General features: G+C 43.1%; 20 protein-coding genes. 12 read left to right on the forward strand and 8 right to left on the reverse strand.

Translation table 11 applies throughout. The features are described from left to right. Window positions 1-45: 45 nt before the first annotated feature. The 9 genes from LC048_RS15930 (at window position 46) to LC048_RS15965 (ending at window position 4820) form a co-directional block, all read left to right on the forward strand. Window positions 46-183 (forward strand): hypothetical protein, encoded by a 138-nt coding sequence (locus LC048_RS15930; protein ID WP_306048069.1) that lies wholly within the window; start codon window positions 46-48, stop codon window positions 181-183. Beyond that, window positions 170-430 (forward strand): hypothetical protein, encoded by a 261-nt coding sequence (locus LC048_RS15935; protein WP_226599928.1) that lies wholly within the window; start codon window positions 170-172, stop codon window positions 428-430. Before LC048_RS15930 ends, LC048_RS15935 begins: the two co-directional genes overlap by 14 nt. Next, window positions 417-539, forward strand: a complete 123-nt coding sequence (locus LC048_RS15940) for a hypothetical protein (RefSeq protein WP_264188082.1) — start codon at window positions 417-419, stop codon at window positions 537-539. The genes LC048_RS15935 and LC048_RS15940 overlap by 14 nt, the downstream gene beginning before the upstream one ends. A 34-nt stretch (window positions 540-573) precedes the next feature. Then, complete coding sequence (locus LC048_RS15945; RefSeq protein ID WP_226599920.1) at window positions 574-1659, forward strand: YheC/YheD family endospore coat-associated protein; 1086 nt, start codon at window positions 574-576, stop codon at window positions 1657-1659. Further along, window positions 1656-2420 (forward strand): YheC/YheD family protein, encoded by a 765-nt coding sequence (locus LC048_RS25115; protein WP_371931915.1) that lies wholly within the window; start codon window positions 1656-1658, stop codon window positions 2418-2420. The genes LC048_RS15945 and LC048_RS25115 overlap by 4 nt, the downstream gene beginning before the upstream one ends. Further along, window positions 2413-3024 carry a YheC/YheD family protein gene (locus LC048_RS25120; RefSeq protein ID WP_371931916.1) on the forward strand — a complete coding sequence of 204 codons (612 nt, stop codon included), beginning with the start codon at window positions 2413-2415 and terminating at the stop codon, window positions 3022-3024. Before LC048_RS25115 ends, LC048_RS25120 begins: the two co-directional genes overlap by 8 nt. Then, window positions 3021-4205, forward strand: a complete 1185-nt coding sequence (locus tag LC048_RS15955) for a YheC/YheD family protein (RefSeq protein ID WP_226599916.1) — start codon at window positions 3021-3023, stop codon at window positions 4203-4205. Before LC048_RS25120 ends, LC048_RS15955 begins: the two co-directional genes overlap by 4 nt. Before the next feature lie 156 nt (window positions 4206-4361). Beyond that, window positions 4362-4574: a YheE family protein gene (locus tag LC048_RS15960; RefSeq protein ID WP_226599914.1), complete on the forward strand. Its 213-nt coding sequence runs from the start codon at window positions 4362-4364 to the stop codon at window positions 4572-4574. Between the two features lie 60 nt (window positions 4575-4634). Then, entirely contained in the window at window positions 4635-4820 is a 186-nt protein-coding gene (locus LC048_RS15965; RefSeq protein ID WP_226599912.1) for a hypothetical protein, read from the forward strand. 254 nt (window positions 4821-5074) lie between these two features. Here LC048_RS15965 and LC048_RS15970 read toward each other — a convergent pair whose 3' ends face one another. Beyond that, window positions 5075-5335, reverse strand: a complete 261-nt coding sequence (locus tag LC048_RS15970; protein ID WP_226599910.1) for a metal-sensitive transcriptional regulator — start codon at window positions 5333-5335, stop codon at window positions 5075-5077. 165 nt (window positions 5336-5500) lie between these two features. Between LC048_RS15970 and LC048_RS15975 the strand changes: the two genes are divergently transcribed. Further along, window positions 5501-6391, forward strand: coding sequence for a PucR family transcriptional regulator (locus LC048_RS15975; protein WP_226599908.1), 891 nt, complete (start codon window positions 5501-5503; stop codon window positions 6389-6391). Window positions 6392-6516: 125 nt separating this feature from the next. Further along, the gene (locus tag LC048_RS15980) at window positions 6517-7617 is read left to right on the forward strand and encodes an ABC transporter ATP-binding protein (protein WP_226599906.1); all 1101 of its coding nucleotides are present in this window, start codon (window positions 6517-6519) and stop codon (window positions 7615-7617) included. Between the two features lie 136 nt (window positions 7618-7753). Here LC048_RS15980 and LC048_RS15985 read toward each other — a convergent pair whose 3' ends face one another. Then, a complete protein-coding gene (locus tag LC048_RS15985; RefSeq protein ID WP_226599904.1) occupies window positions 7754-7996 on the reverse strand; it encodes a hypothetical protein in 243 nt (80 codons plus the stop codon). A 355-nt stretch (window positions 7997-8351) separates the two neighbouring features. Between LC048_RS15985 and LC048_RS15990 the strand changes: the two genes are divergently transcribed. After that, window positions 8352-8555: an alpha/beta-type small acid-soluble spore protein gene (locus LC048_RS15990; RefSeq protein ID WP_023615428.1), complete on the forward strand. Its 204-nt coding sequence runs from the start codon at window positions 8352-8354 to the stop codon at window positions 8553-8555. A gap of 132 nt (window positions 8556-8687) precedes the next feature. Here the strand turns inward: LC048_RS15990 and fumC are convergent, their stop codons facing one another. The 6 genes from fumC to sigY form a co-directional block, all read right to left on the reverse strand. Continuing rightward, window positions 8688-10067, reverse strand: coding sequence for a class II fumarate hydratase (fumC, locus tag LC048_RS15995; RefSeq protein ID WP_306048075.1), 1380 nt, complete (start codon window positions 10065-10067; stop codon window positions 8688-8690). Between the two features lie 784 nt (window positions 10068-10851). Continuing rightward, a complete protein-coding gene (locus tag LC048_RS16000) occupies window positions 10852-12861 on the reverse strand; it encodes an ABC transporter ATP-binding protein (RefSeq protein ID WP_226599901.1) in 2010 nt (669 codons plus the stop codon). Then, window positions 12858-14615, reverse strand: coding sequence for an ABC transporter ATP-binding protein (locus LC048_RS16005; protein ID WP_226600044.1), 1758 nt, complete (start codon window positions 14613-14615; stop codon window positions 12858-12860). The genes LC048_RS16000 and LC048_RS16005 overlap by 4 nt, the downstream gene beginning before the upstream one ends. 650 nt (window positions 14616-15265) lie before the next feature. Further along, on the reverse strand, window positions 15266-15472 hold the full coding sequence (locus tag LC048_RS16010; RefSeq protein WP_226599899.1) for a sigma-Y antisigma factor component: 207 nt from the start codon (window positions 15470-15472) through the stop codon (window positions 15266-15268). Continuing rightward, window positions 15469-15816 carry a YxlC family protein gene (locus LC048_RS16015; RefSeq protein ID WP_226599897.1) on the reverse strand — a complete coding sequence of 116 codons (348 nt, stop codon included), beginning with the start codon at window positions 15814-15816 and terminating at the stop codon, window positions 15469-15471. The genes LC048_RS16010 and LC048_RS16015 overlap by 4 nt, the downstream gene beginning before the upstream one ends. Continuing rightward, the gene (sigY, locus tag LC048_RS16020; protein ID WP_226599895.1) at window positions 15770-16333 is read right to left on the reverse strand and encodes an RNA polymerase sigma factor SigY; all 564 of its coding nucleotides are present in this window, start codon (window positions 16331-16333) and stop codon (window positions 15770-15772) included. The genes LC048_RS16015 and sigY overlap by 47 nt, the downstream gene beginning before the upstream one ends. Window positions 16334-16402 lie beyond the last annotated feature (69 nt).

Raw genomic sequence — 16402 nt, forward strand, 5'->3', positions numbered from 1 at the left:
GTCAGCCCCGACAAGCGCTGGAGGGCTGACCAGTGAAGTCGTTCTTTGACTTCACCTGAGCGGACCGAAGCGACTCGAGGGGCTAGGCGCTGGAGCTCGACAACCGAAAAGCGCAAGCGCCTTGGTCAGCCCCGACAAGCGCTGGAGGGCCGACCAGTGAAGTCGTTCTTTGACTTCACCTGAGCGGACCGAAGCGACTCGAGGGGCTAGGCGCTGGAGCTGGACAATACGAAAAGCGGAGGCGACTGCCCAACTCCGACAAGCGTTGGAGGGCTTGACAGTGAAGTCGCTCTTTGACTTCATTGGCAGGACCGAAACGTCTCGAGGAGTTAGGAGCCGCAGCTGGACAACCGAAAAGCGCAAGCGCCTTGGTCAGCCCCGACAAGCACTGGAGGGCCGACCAGTGAAGTCGTTCTTTGACTTCACCTGAGCGGACCGAAGCGACTCGAGGGGCTAGGCGCTGGAGCTGGACAATACGAAAAGCGCAAGCGCCTTGGTCAGCCCCGACAAGCGCTGCGGCTGAACAAAGTGAAAATTAAACTTTCCTATCCCTGCACAAAAGGAGTAATGAAAATGATTTCATTCGGAATGATGTCACTTTCCTTAAAAAGTGAACTAACGTATTTTACCGAGATTGCCAGGAGGGCGAATCCAAACAAGTTCACCTGCTTTCGGTTCTCACCTGCTAAAATCCATCCAATTACACAATTGGTATCAGGAGAAAAATTCGACCACAAGAAAGGATGCTGGGTTAAGTCCGACTTTCCGCTTCCCATGATTGTTTATGACCGTTGTTTTTATACGAGTGATCCTTCATCGAAGCAGGCGATGGCGATTGTAAAATGGCTTAAGAAAAAAGCGGATATTACCTTTCTTGGAAACGGCTTGCCAAATAAATGGGTCATATACGAGGTTCTTTCGAAATCCCCCCTGTCTCCATACATCCCAAAAACGATTCTTATCGACAGCGGCAAAGATGTGGTTGTCCAGCTGGAGGAAATGGAAAAGGCAGTCTTGAAACCAATCTTCGGTTCTGGCGGCGCAGGGATTTATAAAATTGAAAAATCAGGTGGAGCGTTTGAAGTTTCAGCTGACCCTGGCGGCAGGCTATCCACAAAGACTTTCCATTCCACCTCTGAGACAGAGGAATGGCTCGACAGCCTATTAAGTAAAACAGAGTATATGCTGCAGCCTTACCTAGAACTGTCAGATACGGATAATTGTCCTTTTGACATAAGAGTGCTGCTGCAAAAGGATCATGAGGAAAAATGGATTGTGCGCGGCAAGGGAGTCCGCCGCGGCAGCAAGGATGGTATCCTTTCGAATTTACGTGCTGGAGGGGAAATCCTGTCATTTGAAGAGTATGCGAATTCACTGGATATCCGTTCAAGAAGATTCATTTTACATGAATTGGAGGAAATTCTCTCAAAGCTGCCAGGTATCCTAGAAAAATCTTTTCCGCGGCTTTTTGAGCTGGGTGTAGATATTGGTGTTTCAAAGGACCATGCCTTATGGGTGCTTGATACAAATTCCAAGCCCGGCAGAAAAGTCATTGCTTCCACAAATCCGGACCAGATAGAGGTGCTATATAATGCACCACTTGAATATGCCAGAGTCCTTTCGGAAATTCTGCCAGAAAGAGAGGAACAGCACTTATGAGAAAAAAATATCCTGTTGAAGTTATCTCTCACTCCAAGCAACTTGTCTTCATCCCTGCTGATCTGACGCTTAACAAGGAAGTCAATAAAATCGCTTTTGGGAACAAGGTGGTTGATGTGACATGTGCCCCTCATCCTAAGGGAAGAAATGTGATTGTCCTGAGTAATGATGTGCAGAAGGAGCTCTCGATGCCGGACTTATCAACCTCATTGCACATTTTCATCGATCAGCATACTTTGTTTATCGGGCCTCTGATAGGCATTCTGACGTCAGGATTCACTCCTTTTCCTTTGAGACCGATTGGTGAGAGATCCATGTTCTTCGCCAAGCTGCTTTCGGTCAATAAATCTGTAGGTGCCCTGCCCTTCATCTTTGGCGAGGAACACATCGACTGGGATCAAGGATTGATCGAGGGATATTTCTTTTTCGATGGTAGCTGGATGAAAATAAAGGTGCCCTTTCCCAATGTTGTATACGACCGTCTTCCCAATAGGCGCACCGAAAGAAAATCTGAACTCCGAAGCCTGAAGTCCAGGATGCAAACCGATTATTTGATTCCATGGTATAATCCAGGCTTTTTCAGCAAGCTGGATGTATTTGAGCGTCTGCAGCAGGATGAACGAGCAGTGGAGTACCTGCCTGAAACACATCAATTTTCATCTTTTTCCGTGATTGAAAGAATGCTCTCAAACTATGGAAACGTCTATGTCAAACCGGCTAATGGAAGTCTCGGGCCTGGGGATCCACCAAATTTTGTTTGATAAACACAATGGCTATTACTACTGCCGTTACCGCGACCAGGAGGGCATTAATAAGTTAACTAGATTTGAAAGCCTTGAAAAGTTAATGAAGAAGGTTTTTTACAAGCGAAATCTTTCCCAAATGATTGTCCAGCAGGGGATAAGCCTGCTTAGATCAGAAAAAAGACTCATTGATTTCAGGGTTCATACCAATAAAGATGAATATGGACAGTGGCAAGTAGCGGCAATCGCCGCAAAAATTGCCGGCCAAGGCAGCGTGACCACCCATGTGAATAATGGAGGAGTCGTAAAATCACTGGATGAATTGTTTGAAGACAGGACCGAGCGAGAGCTTTGTGAGAAGAACCTTTCTGAAGCATCTCTGCTCCTGAGCTCTATTTTAGAAAAAAATATGGAGGGTATCATAGGTGAGATTGGTTTTGACTTAGGTATTGATAAATCAGGAAAAGTTTGGCTCTTTGAAGCTAACTCAAAGCCAGGCCGGTCGATCTTTAAGCATCCAAAGCTTAAGAATTTTGATCTGCTCACAAGAAAACTGTCTCTATCCTTCGGGATTTTTTTAGCAGAAAAAGCGATTACGTCACCTGAGGATATTTTCAAATGATTATCCGCTATAATGCTGTATCGAAGGAATGGACGCATGAAGCCAAAGCAGACGAAAAATTCAGCTTTGGCTTTAATAGAATTATCGTCCCTGCGGCTTCTTCAGAGACACTTCCCGAGAACATCCAACAGTTTTCATTGAAAAACAAGCAGAGAAATATCGGACCGCTGGTTGGGATCATGACCTCAATGAGCAAGAATATGTCCCTTTCAGGCAATGGTTCATTGTTTCAGTCACTTCAGACAGAGATGCTGAAACGGAATGGATTGATTGTCGTCTTTCCTCCTGAAACCATCGTCAAAGATGGACTCACCGGGTTCGTATTTTTGCCTGATGCTCGAAAGTGGATTCCTGTGAGAACACCTCTGCCTCATCTTGTTTTCAATCGTGTCCCCTTTCGGAAAGCAGAGCAGAAGCCTGCCTTTAAAGATGCCGTGAACTACCTGACCGCGCTCGGAATCCCATTTTTCAATCCTGCCTTTATCAATAAACATAAGTTGTACCTACTATTTGCCAAACATCCACAATTAAGAATGCTGATGCCTGAAAGCATTGCTGTGAAATCGATGATCAAGTTAGCCGCCTTCCTTGAAAAACATGAAGGTATTTACTTGAAGCCCGCTTCATCTTCTAAAGGGATCGGGATATTCCGGCTCCGGCAAAAAAACGGGCAAATTGAATTCGAAAGCCATTCTCACCACCATATGTATCCAGGTATAAAGGAATTTTGGAAGGTTAAATCGCGGCAGCTGTTAAAATACGAGTACATTGCCCAGAAAGAAGTCACGCCGTCAGCCATCGATGGCAAACGATTTGACTTCCGCGTCCATGCCCATGACGGACCGGATGGGTACGAAGTGACTGGAATCGGCATCCGCCAATCCCGGAAGCAGGACCTGACCACCCACCTTCCAAACGGAGGTATCATGCTCCCCTATATTAAGGTCAGGAATGACAGACATGACCGATTTTTCGACTGGGCCGTAAAAGAAATCGGACAGCTGCTAACTGAAGAGTTAGGCTATTTCGGAGAATTCTCTCTTGATGCAGGAATCACCGAAAAAGACCATTATGTCATTTATGAAGTCAACTCAAAACCAATGAGCTTCGACGAACCCCAGATTGAGGAAAAAAGGATCTCCGCTCTTGTCGATTTATTTTTTAGTAAAACAGGATTTTAATTGAAATTCATTGGTACAACTTTTTTTGGCTGCATTGGAACGCGGCCCTTTTTTAGTTTCTCTATCCTTTGCCTCATTTGAACAAGGGTTTTTCTGCACTGCTGATAGCTTGAATACTATATAATAATGAAAAAGACATTCTCAGGGGGAATCAGCTTGATTACTCATTTCCAATTCAAATCATTATTCGAAAATAAGGATATGCCCGGCTGGCATTTTTCATTTTATTTTAACAAACAGAAGTTTACGGGAATCTATCATCAAAACGGGGATATCCAGTGGAACTCTGAGGAGCCATCAAACGAGCATATTCATCAGTTGAAAGAACAAATCCACGAACTCATGCTCTTCCATGTATATGACAAATAAAGTGAATGTTTCTTCTCCTTTTCCGGTATTCTAAGCATAAAAACGTTGGAGGAGGATATTATGAAACAAAAACCTGGCAAGAAGTTCGCTGAGGACCTGCAATACGAGGGACGGGATAAAGTTTATGTAGATGTTGACCGGATGATCAATGAAGGCATGGCTGGTGGGACTGTAAATAGATTGGACAGTTCAGCCAATATTGAAGAAAGCCATGAATTCTATCCTGAAAATCCGCCCAATCACTAGAAAAGCGGCAGGTACTTAGTACTAAAACTTAATCTATTTTAAAGAACAAGAAGCGCAAGCGCCTCGATCAGCCCCGACAGGCGCTGGAGTGCGGAGAGTGAAGTCGTTCTTTGACTCTGTGGGCGTCCCGAAATCGAAAGGTATAGCCGACTGCCCAGAAACGCAGAAACTGGTGACTCCGAATTAAATTTACTTAATAATTTCCTAGTACATTCAAAAAAAAAGACACCACATCCTAAAAGGATGCTGGTGTCTTATCTGCTTTTTACAATCATATTCACTGCTTCTTTGATCGCTTCGTCGGCATCTTTGCCTTCCTGAGTTGCTTCAGTGATGCAAGATTCAAGGTTCTTAGCAACGATGAAACCAATCGCGCGGTCTACTGCGGAACGGACAGCAGATAGTTGGGTAACAACATCCTTGCAGTGGTTTTCTTCTTCCATCATGCGAATGACTCCTCGTACCTGACCTTCTAATCGCTTCAAACGATTTTTCATTTCTGGTGTGTATTCCATTTCCTGCACCTCTCTCTTACGGTACCCCGTATTGTATCTATTATACCAGCATTTTTTCCTTTTTTCTACCAGTTATAGCTTATTAGCCAGATTAACATTAATAGCTACACCTGTTATAATAAAAGATATGTCAGCTTTTATCAAATTAAATCTGAGGATACTTATATGATTAATAAAATATTATCTTATTTCCCTGATTCTGTCACGCATGAACATATCCCAGCCCCTGCTTCACCTGGTTATTACTGGTTTAAAGAAGCAAATTTGTGGATTGGTATTCCTAAAAATAGCATTTCTGAAAGCCAGCTTGAATTAATGAAAAACTTGTTTGAATTTGTCGAACTGGAAAATAGTACACATTTAACAGGGGCAGCGCATTCCTGGAGTCAATTTCTCTTCCATGAAGGTGACTTGCCAGCCGGAGCGGGTAACGAAGTTCGGTTTATCCAGTTCAAGTTGCAGTCAAATAATATCGAATCAGATGAAATCCATGAAGCTTTAAAAGGTTTCTTCCCTGACCATCCCACCCTCTGGGTAAAGGATTCGTACGGAATGATCATTGAAGAAAAAAACGAAGTGCCTGAAAATGCTGAAAATCTATTTTCCATTGCCTCAACACTCGAGAGCGACTTCTATGTAAAGATTTCATTTTATATCGGCAAATTCCAGAAGGTTTCTCTGCAGCTCCCAGACTTTTTCAAAAAGGAAAGACAGGTATTCGATGAATTGACTGTACATACCACCCGTGATGCTGTATACACCTTCGAAAAAGCTTTCCCGATGCTGTTAGCGACACATTTGCCAGTTCATCTTAAGGAAATTCTTGATACAACAATCCTTGAAGCATTTGAAGAAGATAAAGAGTTAATGGCAACGATAAAAGTGTTCCTTGAAAGCAATTCTAACGCCTCTCTTTCAGCCAAAAAACTGTATGTCCATCGCAATACTCTTCAATACAGATTGGACAAGTTCATGGAGAAGACCGGCGTCAGTTTAAAGGATTTTGATGCAGCCGTTGTCGTTTACCTTGCCAGTATTTATCAAGAAATGCGCTGAATCATTGCCTTTAAACAAATTGCATAAAAGGGCTTACATAATTTTTGTGCACCCTGCCGATGATTAATTCAGGGCATTTCCGCTAAACTGTTTTTGTAGACAAACATTCAGGGAGGCTTACAAAAATGGCTGAGTTAAAATTAGACAACATTTATAAAATTTATGACAATAAAGTAACTGCTGTAGAAGATTTCAACCTTCATATCCAGGATAAAGAATTCATCGTATTCGTTGGCCCTTCAGGCTGCGGTAAATCTACGACACTTCGTATGATCGCCGGACTTGAAGAGATTTCTAAAGGCGATTTCTATATTGATGGAAAGCGCGTTAACGATGTACCTCCAAAAGACCGTGATATCGCAATGGTTTTCCAGAACTATGCACTATATCCGCACATGACTGTTTATGATAACATGGCATTCGGATTGAAGCTTCGTAAATTCCCTAAGGATGAAATTGATCGCCGCGTTCAAGAAGCTGCCAAGATCCTTGGTCTTGAGCCATACTTAGACCGTAAGCCAAAGGCTCTATCTGGCGGTCAGCGCCAGCGTGTTGCTTTGGGACGTGCGATTGTCCGTGACGCAAAGGTCTTCTTAATGGACGAACCATTATCAAACCTTGACGCAAAACTTCGTGTACAGATGCGTGCAGAAATCGCAAAGCTTCACCGCCGTCTAGATACAACGACTATTTACGTAACGCATGACCAGACTGAAGCGATGACAATGGCAACTCGCCTTGTAGTCATGAAGGATGGAATCATCCAGCAGGTTGGAGCTCCTAAAGAAGTTTACGAAAATCCTGAAAACGTCTTTGTTGGCGGATTTATCGGATCACCTTCCATGAACTTCTTTACTGGTAAGCTTGAAGAAGGAAAGTTCACAAACAATACTTCTAGTATCGCTATTCCAGAAGGCAAAATGAAAGTTCTTCGCTCTCAAGGTTATGTCGGCAAGGAAATCATCCTTGGCGTAAGACCTGAAGACCTTCATGATGAGCCTGTATTCATCGATGCTTCCCAAGGCGCCACAATCCAGGCAACTGTTGAAGTTTCCGAATTAACTGGTGCAGAAACAATGATCTACTCTCATTTCGAGGGCCAGGACTTTGTAGCACGTGTAGATTCACGTTCAGACGTATCACCAGGACAGGTAATTGAATTGGCATTCGATATGAATAAAGTTCACTTCTTTGATGCAGAAACAGAAAAGAGAATCCGTCCATAATAAAAGCTAGAGCCTGGTCACCACCGACAAGCATTGGAGCTAGACTATTCTCGAAGTGATGCAATACGTTTATTCTTACTAAAAAAAGCAACCGCCTGCGGTTGCTTTTTTCTATTTAATCCTGACTATGAAATCCTCATTCTTTTATCAGAAAAACCTGACTTGAACCGCATTTTGTACATTTAAACATGTGAGGGCATTCCCCTTCCGTAAAATCAGTTGGATACCCATCTTCAAGCTTCATTTGATCAATTGGCATATAAGGACTGTAATCATCGTAGAAGTCTGCTTCTCGCCCATTGTTCTCCATGCTGCCGCTGCAGTTTGGACAAGACGGAGTGATTGACTTGAAACCATTGCAAATCGGGCACATCCCCATTCTCTTCCATCCTTTCTGCTTTACTGATAACGATAGTTTGCGTTGATTAGAATCGGTTATGTAGTATGATTTTTTTGGAATTAATTACCTTAATGACTTGGCGCATAAACTTCTCAAAACAAAACATACTAGTTATTAATAAAACAGCAACAGAAAACAACGCAGCAACAACAAGCGCAACAAATCATTGGGTTAAGCCTTAGAAGGCAGCTTATACGCGCGCCGGTGCAATCCCGGCTAGCCCAGCCAAATCTCTTATTACGGGTTAAACCAGGTGGCATGGCAAAAGCCATGGTTGGTTCGAATCCAATACTAACCCAAATACAACTATGAAAACACAAAGGAGGAAATATTAATGGCTAGCAGTAACAACTCTAATCAATTATTAGTTCCTGGTGTTCAACAAGCTCTTGATCAAATGAAGTACGAAATCGCTACAGAATTTGGTGTACAACTTGGTGGAGAAACAACTTCTCGTGCTAACGGATCTGTTGGTGGAGAAATCACTAAGCGACTAGTTCAAATGGCTGAGCAACAACTTGGCGGTTCTGCACGCTAAATTGTAATTCACAATAAAATTAAATAGAATGGCTAGGCCCCCTTCCTAAAGGGGGCCTTTTAATTGTCATTGTGAACCTTTCAAGCAGAATTTGCATGACTTCCATTTACCTATTAAGGCTAGGTGGAGCTGTTAAATCATTTTTCCTGGCTTAACCCATTCTTCATATTGCTCAGATGTTAAATAGCCTGATTTAATCGCAGCTTCTTTCAAGGTTGTATTTTCTTTGAAAGCGAGCTTGGCGATTTCTGCTGCTTTTTCATAGCCAATGTGTGGATTCAAAGCTGTTACAAGCATTAACGACCGCTCAACATGGCCAGCAATTACATCGAGATTTGCTTCAATCCCTTCTGCACAATTTTCATTGAATGATCTCATTCCATCTGCCAAGAGCCTTGCACTTTGCAGGAAATTGTAAATGATAACGGGTTTAAACACATTCAGTTCAAAATTGCCCTGGCTGGCGGCAAAACCAATTGTTGCATCATTTCCAAACACCTGTGTCGCTACCATTGTCAATGCTTCACTTTGCGTTGGATTAACCTTACCAGGCATGATTGAACTGCCAGGCTCATTTGCCGGTATCGACAGTTCACCAATTCCGCTTCTTGGGCTGCTGGCAAGCCAGCGAACATCATTGGAAATTTTCATCAAGTCTGCTGCAAGCCCTTTTAATGCTCCATGAAGGAACACGATTTCATCATGTGAAGTCAGTGCATGGAATTTGTTTGGTGCAGAATAAAATGTCTCGCCCGTTTGTTCAACAAGCTGTTTCGCAACCTTGTCACCAAAATCCTTCGCAGCGTTTATGCCTGTCCCTACAGCCGTCCCGCCAATCGCTAAATCTCGGACGTATTTCAATCCATCCTTAATCATCTGTTCATTCTTCTCAAGCATAGCTCTCCAGCCGCTTATTTCCTGTCCCAATGTCAAAGGAGTCGCATCCTGGAGATGGGTCCTGCCTATTTTAATGATGTCATTGAACTCATGTTCCTTTTTCTTCAGTGTTTCTTTAAAAAGTTCAAGCGCAGGCAATACTTCTGCTGTCACTTTCTGAACTGCAGCAATATGCATCGCTGTAGGGAATGTATCGTTCGAGCTCTGTGACATATTCACATCATCATTTGGATGGACTTTTTCTTCAGACCCTTGATATTCAAGCAGTTCAGTCGCCCTTCTTGCGACCACTTCATTCACGTTCATGTTCGATTGAGTTCCGCTTCCGGTCTGCCATACAACTAACGGAAAATGTGTATCGAATTTCCCGGTAAGGATTTCATCGCAGGCTGCCTCGATTGCTTTTGCTTTTGAATCTGGCAACTTTCCAGAAACGGCATTCACACTAGCTGCCGCTTTCTTTACTTCTGCAAACGCATAAATCAGATCAATGGGCATTTTTTCTGTGCCTATCTTGAAATTCTGTTTGCTCCGCTGTGTCTGCGCACCCCAGTATTTATCTGACGGCACTTTGATTTCACCTATTGTATCTCTTTCGATCCGATAATCTGACAACACAATCCCTCCTCAATCTAATTATTAACATGTCGAAACATTTCAAACATTTTCGCCTTTAGGATAACTGTTTTTTAGATGAAATTACAGAAAAGTGCATAATGCATGATACACAAAAAGCGGAAGCAGTCATGTTCGCTGCTTCCGCTTTACATTATGTCAATATTCGCTCCAGGTTATGCTTTATAAATTGCATAGCCTATATAATAGCCCAGGATCATGATGCTTGCGATGCTTAAGGTTACTGCGAACTCCGCCATCTTGACTACCTCCTGAATTTGTATGTGATTATTATTAAATTACCACAGTCAGCCTAACGACAACGGGAGGGTTTCGTAACATTCTGTGACAGAAATAGGTTTTTAAGTGACGTTTCTCATAGGACTCTTCAGTTCCTGATGATCTTTCAATCTCTAATGGAAAGATTGTGCACAGAGTCAGGTCTTTTAATAGTAAATGAAGCAATAAATCAGGAAATATACTTGAGAAGTTAGTAATTGCATCAATAAGAAGGTGCTTATTTCATAAAAATGCATTATTCCCACGCGGTAGGTGATAATTTCACCATAATTGCCGATGATTGCACCATGAGAAGTGATAATTGCGCAATGATTGCTGTTTATTGCACATCAAATGATGTTAATTGCACATAAATTGCTATTAATTGCTCATTCATTCCTGCTAATTGCACATAAATTGCTGAAAATCGCACATTTATCCTAAAATAGGAAATTCGTTCAAAATAAAAAAAATCTGCACCCTTCAAGATTGGGTGCAGATTTCTTTAACCTGCTTTAACTTTATTGCCAAGCTGCAGCTGATACATTTGAAAATATTTACCTTTTAGCTCCATCAGCTGATCATGGATTCCTTTTTCAACAATCTGCCCGCGGTCCAGCACAAGAATCTGATCGGCATTGCGGATGGTCGATAGCCTGTGGGCAATGATGAAGGTCGTCCTGCCTTCTTTAAGGACATCCATTGCTTCCTGGATTATCGTTTCTGTCTCGGTATCAATACTTGATGTTGCTTCATCAAGAATCAGGATGGCCGGATCGAAGGCCAAAGCTCTGGCAAAAGAAATCAGCTGCCGCTGCCCGCTTGATAGCGTACTACCCTTTTCAATCACCGGCTCATCATACCCTTTTTCTAGATTTTTCAGGACCGTGTCTGCCCCGACGCTGGCCAGAGCTTTCTCAACCCTATCCCTGGTGATGTCAGGATGATCAAGGCTGACATTGGAGGCTATCGTGCCGGTAAAAAGGAATGGATCCTGGAGGACGATACCCATATGCTTGCGCAACGTCTGTCTTGGCATTTCAGTAATATTCATGCCGTCAATCAGAATTTTGCCTTCCTGCGGGTCATAGAACCTGAACAGCAGGTTCATGATCGAACTTTTGCCTGACCCCGTATGGCCAACGAGTGCGACGGTTTCACCCTGTTTTGCTTCAAAGCACAGGTCCTTAAGCACATATTCACCTTCCTTATAGCCGAACGATACATGGTCGAAAGAGACATTTCCTTTGTAACGGGGGATCTCCTTCTCGCTGACATCAATCCCTTCCTCATCCATAAGATTGAACACCCGCTCTCCGGCAACAAGCGCCTGCTCAAGGTTAGCCAGCTGATTGACGATTCCCTGTACAGGATTGAACAACCGGTTAATATAATCGACGAACGCGTAAAGCATACCTAGTGATATGGCGGAGGATGGCTGAAGCGCCTCGCCTCCAAAATACCAGATGAACGCCACAAAGACGATATTCCTTAGCACTCCTACAAGATTATGGGAGGTTGAAGAATTCAAACTCAACAGTTTATTTTGATAAGTGAAATGCTCCCTGTTCAACGTCTCGAATTCCTGCTGTGTTTCTTTTTCCCGGCTGAAAGCCTGAATGATGCTCATACCCTGGATGGATTCATTGATCATGCCATTAATATCACTGACCCGAGAGCGGATGACATGATTGTATTTTGAGGCGTACTTGCGGTACAGCTTCGCCCAAACAAAAAGGATTGGCAACAGCAGCAAGCAAATCGCTGCAAGATTCGCATTCAGGATGAACAAGGCAATATAAATGCCAGTAATATAGATGAAACTCGTAAAGAAGGTTGATAGGACCGTAACGTACAACTCGCGGATTGCCTCTGTATCATTTGTAATCCTCGCAACCACCTTCCCTGCAGGAAGATTGTCAAAATACTGGATTGGCAGCCGCTGAATTTGCCTGAAGACATCCTCTCGCAGCTTCTGGATAATTCGGTTGGCTGACTTTTGCAAATAAAACCTCTGCCCATATTGAAAGATGGACGCAATGACAAGTAAGCCAAAATAAAACGAAAGCAGCTTAATAATATTCGGGATTTCGGGTTTATAAAAATTCATTAAATCATCGCCGGATAAAATCTCAGCTTCATATTGCGCAGCTTTTGACCCTTTGCTGATTGTTAGAATACCATCCTCGTAACTGCGGTTTCCGTCAAATTCGATATCAGCATCCAGGAAAACAAAATTCCTTCCGACCTGTAAAATACGGGCAGAATCTTTGTTACCAGCAGCTGCCTCACTATCCTTTGAGTAAAAGCTGCCATTATATTCAACGGCACCATCGCCCGCCTCAACCTTGTGCCAAACCGTCTCAATTCCTAAAATGTGATTATCTATCATCCGCTTGGCGATGAATGGTCCTGCCAGGTCTGCCACAACAGCGACAGTCAGCATTGCCAGGGCAATCAGGATGATTTTCTTATAATTTAACGCATATCTAAACAGTCTTTTTCCTGTACTCATTTGGAGTGCACCTCCTCTTCGACTGCTGCAGCCTGCTGCTTGACATATTGATCATAATACCAACCTTTAGCAGCCATCAATTGTTCATGCGTGCCTTCCTCGATAATTTTTCCATCCTCCAGCACGACAATATGATCAGCATGCTCAACCGCAGACATTCTGTGAGTCGTTATGATGGTTGTTTTCGCATTCCGCTCTTTGCGGATATTATCTATGATTTTTTTCTCCGTTTTGGCATCGACTGCTGAAAGTGAATCATCGAGAATCAGGATTTCCGGGTCCTTGATCAATGCACGTGCAATCGAAATACGCTGCTTCTGGCCGCCAGACAGTGCGACACCTTTTTCACCGACAAGTGTTTCCAGACCTTCCGGAAGTATCTCCAGGTCTTTGCGGAAAGCAGCCAAATCAATGATATTCTGCAAATCCTTGTCAGAAGCCAAAGGGTTTCCGAACAGAATATTTTCCTTAACCGAACGGGAAAAGAGGATGTTTTCCTGCGGAACATACCCCATCCAGCCCCGGGTCTGCCTCAGACTGTGCTCCTGGATTGGCACTCCTGATACAAGCAGGTTCCCACTGCCTTCAGGATATTCTCTTAACAGCTGTTTGATCAACGTTGTCTTGCCGCTTCCCGTCTTCCCGACGATTCCCAGCGTTTCACCACGGTTCAAGTGGATCTTGATATTATCTAGATTGTTCACATTGGATGACGGATATTTGAATGTGAACTCGGTCATCTGTAAATACTCCGGATCATTGCCCTCCACTGGTTTCACTGGATCGGCAACATCCTCTTTATAGGATAATGTCTCATTCAGGCGGTCAAGAGACGCATTGCCTCGCTGCATGACATTGATCAGTTCACCGATTGCGAACATCGGCCAGATCAGCATTCCCAGGTATACATTGAAACTGACCAGCTCTCCCAGTGTCAGCTTTTGCTGGAAAACGAGAAACGCTCCATATCCTAGACCAATCAAATAGCTCATACCAACAAGGATTTTAATAGTAGGTTCAAACAATGAATCGATTTTCGCGACCTCGACATTTTTATGGTAAACCTCTTCAGTCAAGTCATGAAACCTTGATTCATCTGATTTCTCCTGTACATAAGCACGGATGACCCGCACTCCTGATACAGATTCAAGCACCCTGTCATTCAGCTCGCCGAATGCATCCTGAGCTGAAGTGAATTTAGAATGAATTCTTTTGCCATATATATTAACTAGGTATGCCATGATTGGCAGCGGGATGATTGATACAAGTGTCAGTTCCCAGCTAATAAAAAATCCCATCGTAAACAAAATCGTCAGCATGAAGATGCTCGAATCGACAAGTGTCAGGACTCCGAACCCTGCCGTAATGGAGATGGCCTTCAAGTCATTCGTCGCCCTGGCCATCAAGTCACCTGTACGGTTCCTTTCAAAAAACGTCGGTGTCATTTTCAGCAAATGCTTCATGAAGCGGGTCCTGAGTTTTCGTTCTATCAGGAAGGCTCCTCCGAATAATTGATACATCCAAATGTATGTGATGAAATAAGAGACCACCGTAATCAGCAAGAGGCCGCCAATATACTTTAGAATTAAATTCTGGTTCATGGAACCAATTTGGATTGCATCGATTGCCATCCCGACGATCTTCGGCGGCAGTACATCCAGAATACCGACAAAAATCAGTAACGTGATCGCCACACTGTATCTCTTCCAGTTTTCTTTAAAAAACCAGCTTAACTTTGATAAAACTGATAACATCAATAATCACTCTCCTTACCCGAAATGCGCAAGCGACTAGAAGGGCTAGGCGCTGTAGATGGACATTTCCAGGTATAAAATTCAACATCTATCTTGTTAAAATATCTGACTAGCCGCTTTCGAGATATTCCTTTTTTACCATTTTCTTCATAATTGACTGACTCATTTTGATTCCTCCTCGAAATATTTTGGAATGGATGTTCTCTGTGCATAAGAAAAGTGCAAGCGCCTCGTTCAGCCCCGACAAGCGCTGGTAGGCCTGACAGTGAAGTCGTTCTTTGACTTCATTGGCAGGACCGAAATCGAAAAGTATAGCCGACTTGGGGGGCTAGGCGCTGGAGCTAGACACTAATCAAAGTGAAAAAAGACATACCGCGGCATGCGATACGTCTTGAATCAATCGATGAAGACAGAAAAAGGCATACGTCACGCAGATGCGCAACCCATGCCTTTTCTGTCACAGAGCAACTTGATTAAAAAATCAGCTATGGTAAAAGGATGGGTTACGAGTATTTAGTTCAGCGTATTTTGCGTTTTTAACAATGTTCATGTCCGTAACCCTCCTTTTAGTTATATTTTCCATTCCTTTGTAAGGTTATCACCATATCAGTATCAATGTCAATTCTAACTTTTCAATATTTTTCATCATTTTACTTTTCAGTTGATTTGCTGCGCCAGATTTTTCGTGCAAACAGCAGATAAAAAAGCAGTGGCATCGGTGCCTGAATCAATCCAAGTATTCCCCAAAGCCAATAATTATGACCATGCTTCCGAGCATTCGTAAAAAGAAAAATGCTCTGCATCAATAGAATCGCAACTACCACGGCCAGCAAAACAGGTGACAGTTCTTCGCTCATCGGGTGTCCACCTGCTTTTGCACTCCTTTAAAACTATAGATTGCTGTAATTGCGAGTGTTGCAGCCTGCAAGATAAAGAAGAGCATCGGGAGCTCCAGCATAGTGAAGACCACCAAGCTTAAAATCAGCATAGCACTCAAAATGAACCACGCTAATTCCCGGCGGTATTTCTTCTTTTGAAGCTGCTGCTGATTCAGAACCATTTCCTCGAACCATTTATCATCGGGGACATAGTTTTCCATGGTATCCAATTTGTCCAAACCATTATTAATCGCGCTGATGGTGTCAAAAAATTCTTTATCCGTTTGTTCGTGTTTTGACGAGGTTCCCTTTTGGTTTTTCATCTACTTTCAGCTCCCTTCTAACTGCTAAAAGTCCATGGTGGACTCTAGACTTTGCAGTTCCAGCGGCGATATTCAGTATTTCACCGATCTCATCATACGAATACCCGTAATAATGCTTAAGGATAAGAGGAATACGCATTTCATCTTTCAGCCTGGATAGTGCAGCAAGCGCATCTGTCCATTCCTCGTTCTTCGATTCCATTTGCCACTGCAGCTTGCGTGACGCTGCTTCTCCTTCGTTCCATTCCCGTTCGCGTTTTTTCTTGCGGTGCTGATCAATATACATATTTGTGGCTATGCTGATCAGCCAGGACGAGAACTTGGATTTCCCATTGAATAAATGGATTTTCTCCACACATTTCGCCATCGTTGCTTGTGCTATTTCCTCTGCAATATCAGGATTCATTGTTATTTTCATCAGGTATTTTACCAGGAGGGGATAATGATTCCTGAACAGCATAGCAAATGAACGGTGGTCGCCTTTTTTTGCATTATTGATTAATTCTTTCTCATCCATCAAAGCATGCCTCTCTTTCCCCGCCACCCATAAAAATTATCTCTTAGTTTGATTATTTATTAATAGGAC

The sequence above is a fragment of the Mesobacillus subterraneus genome, from assembly GCF_020524355.2.
GTDB classification, from domain to species: domain Bacteria; phylum Bacillota; class Bacilli; order Bacillales; family Cytobacillaceae; genus Mesobacillus; species Mesobacillus subterraneus_C.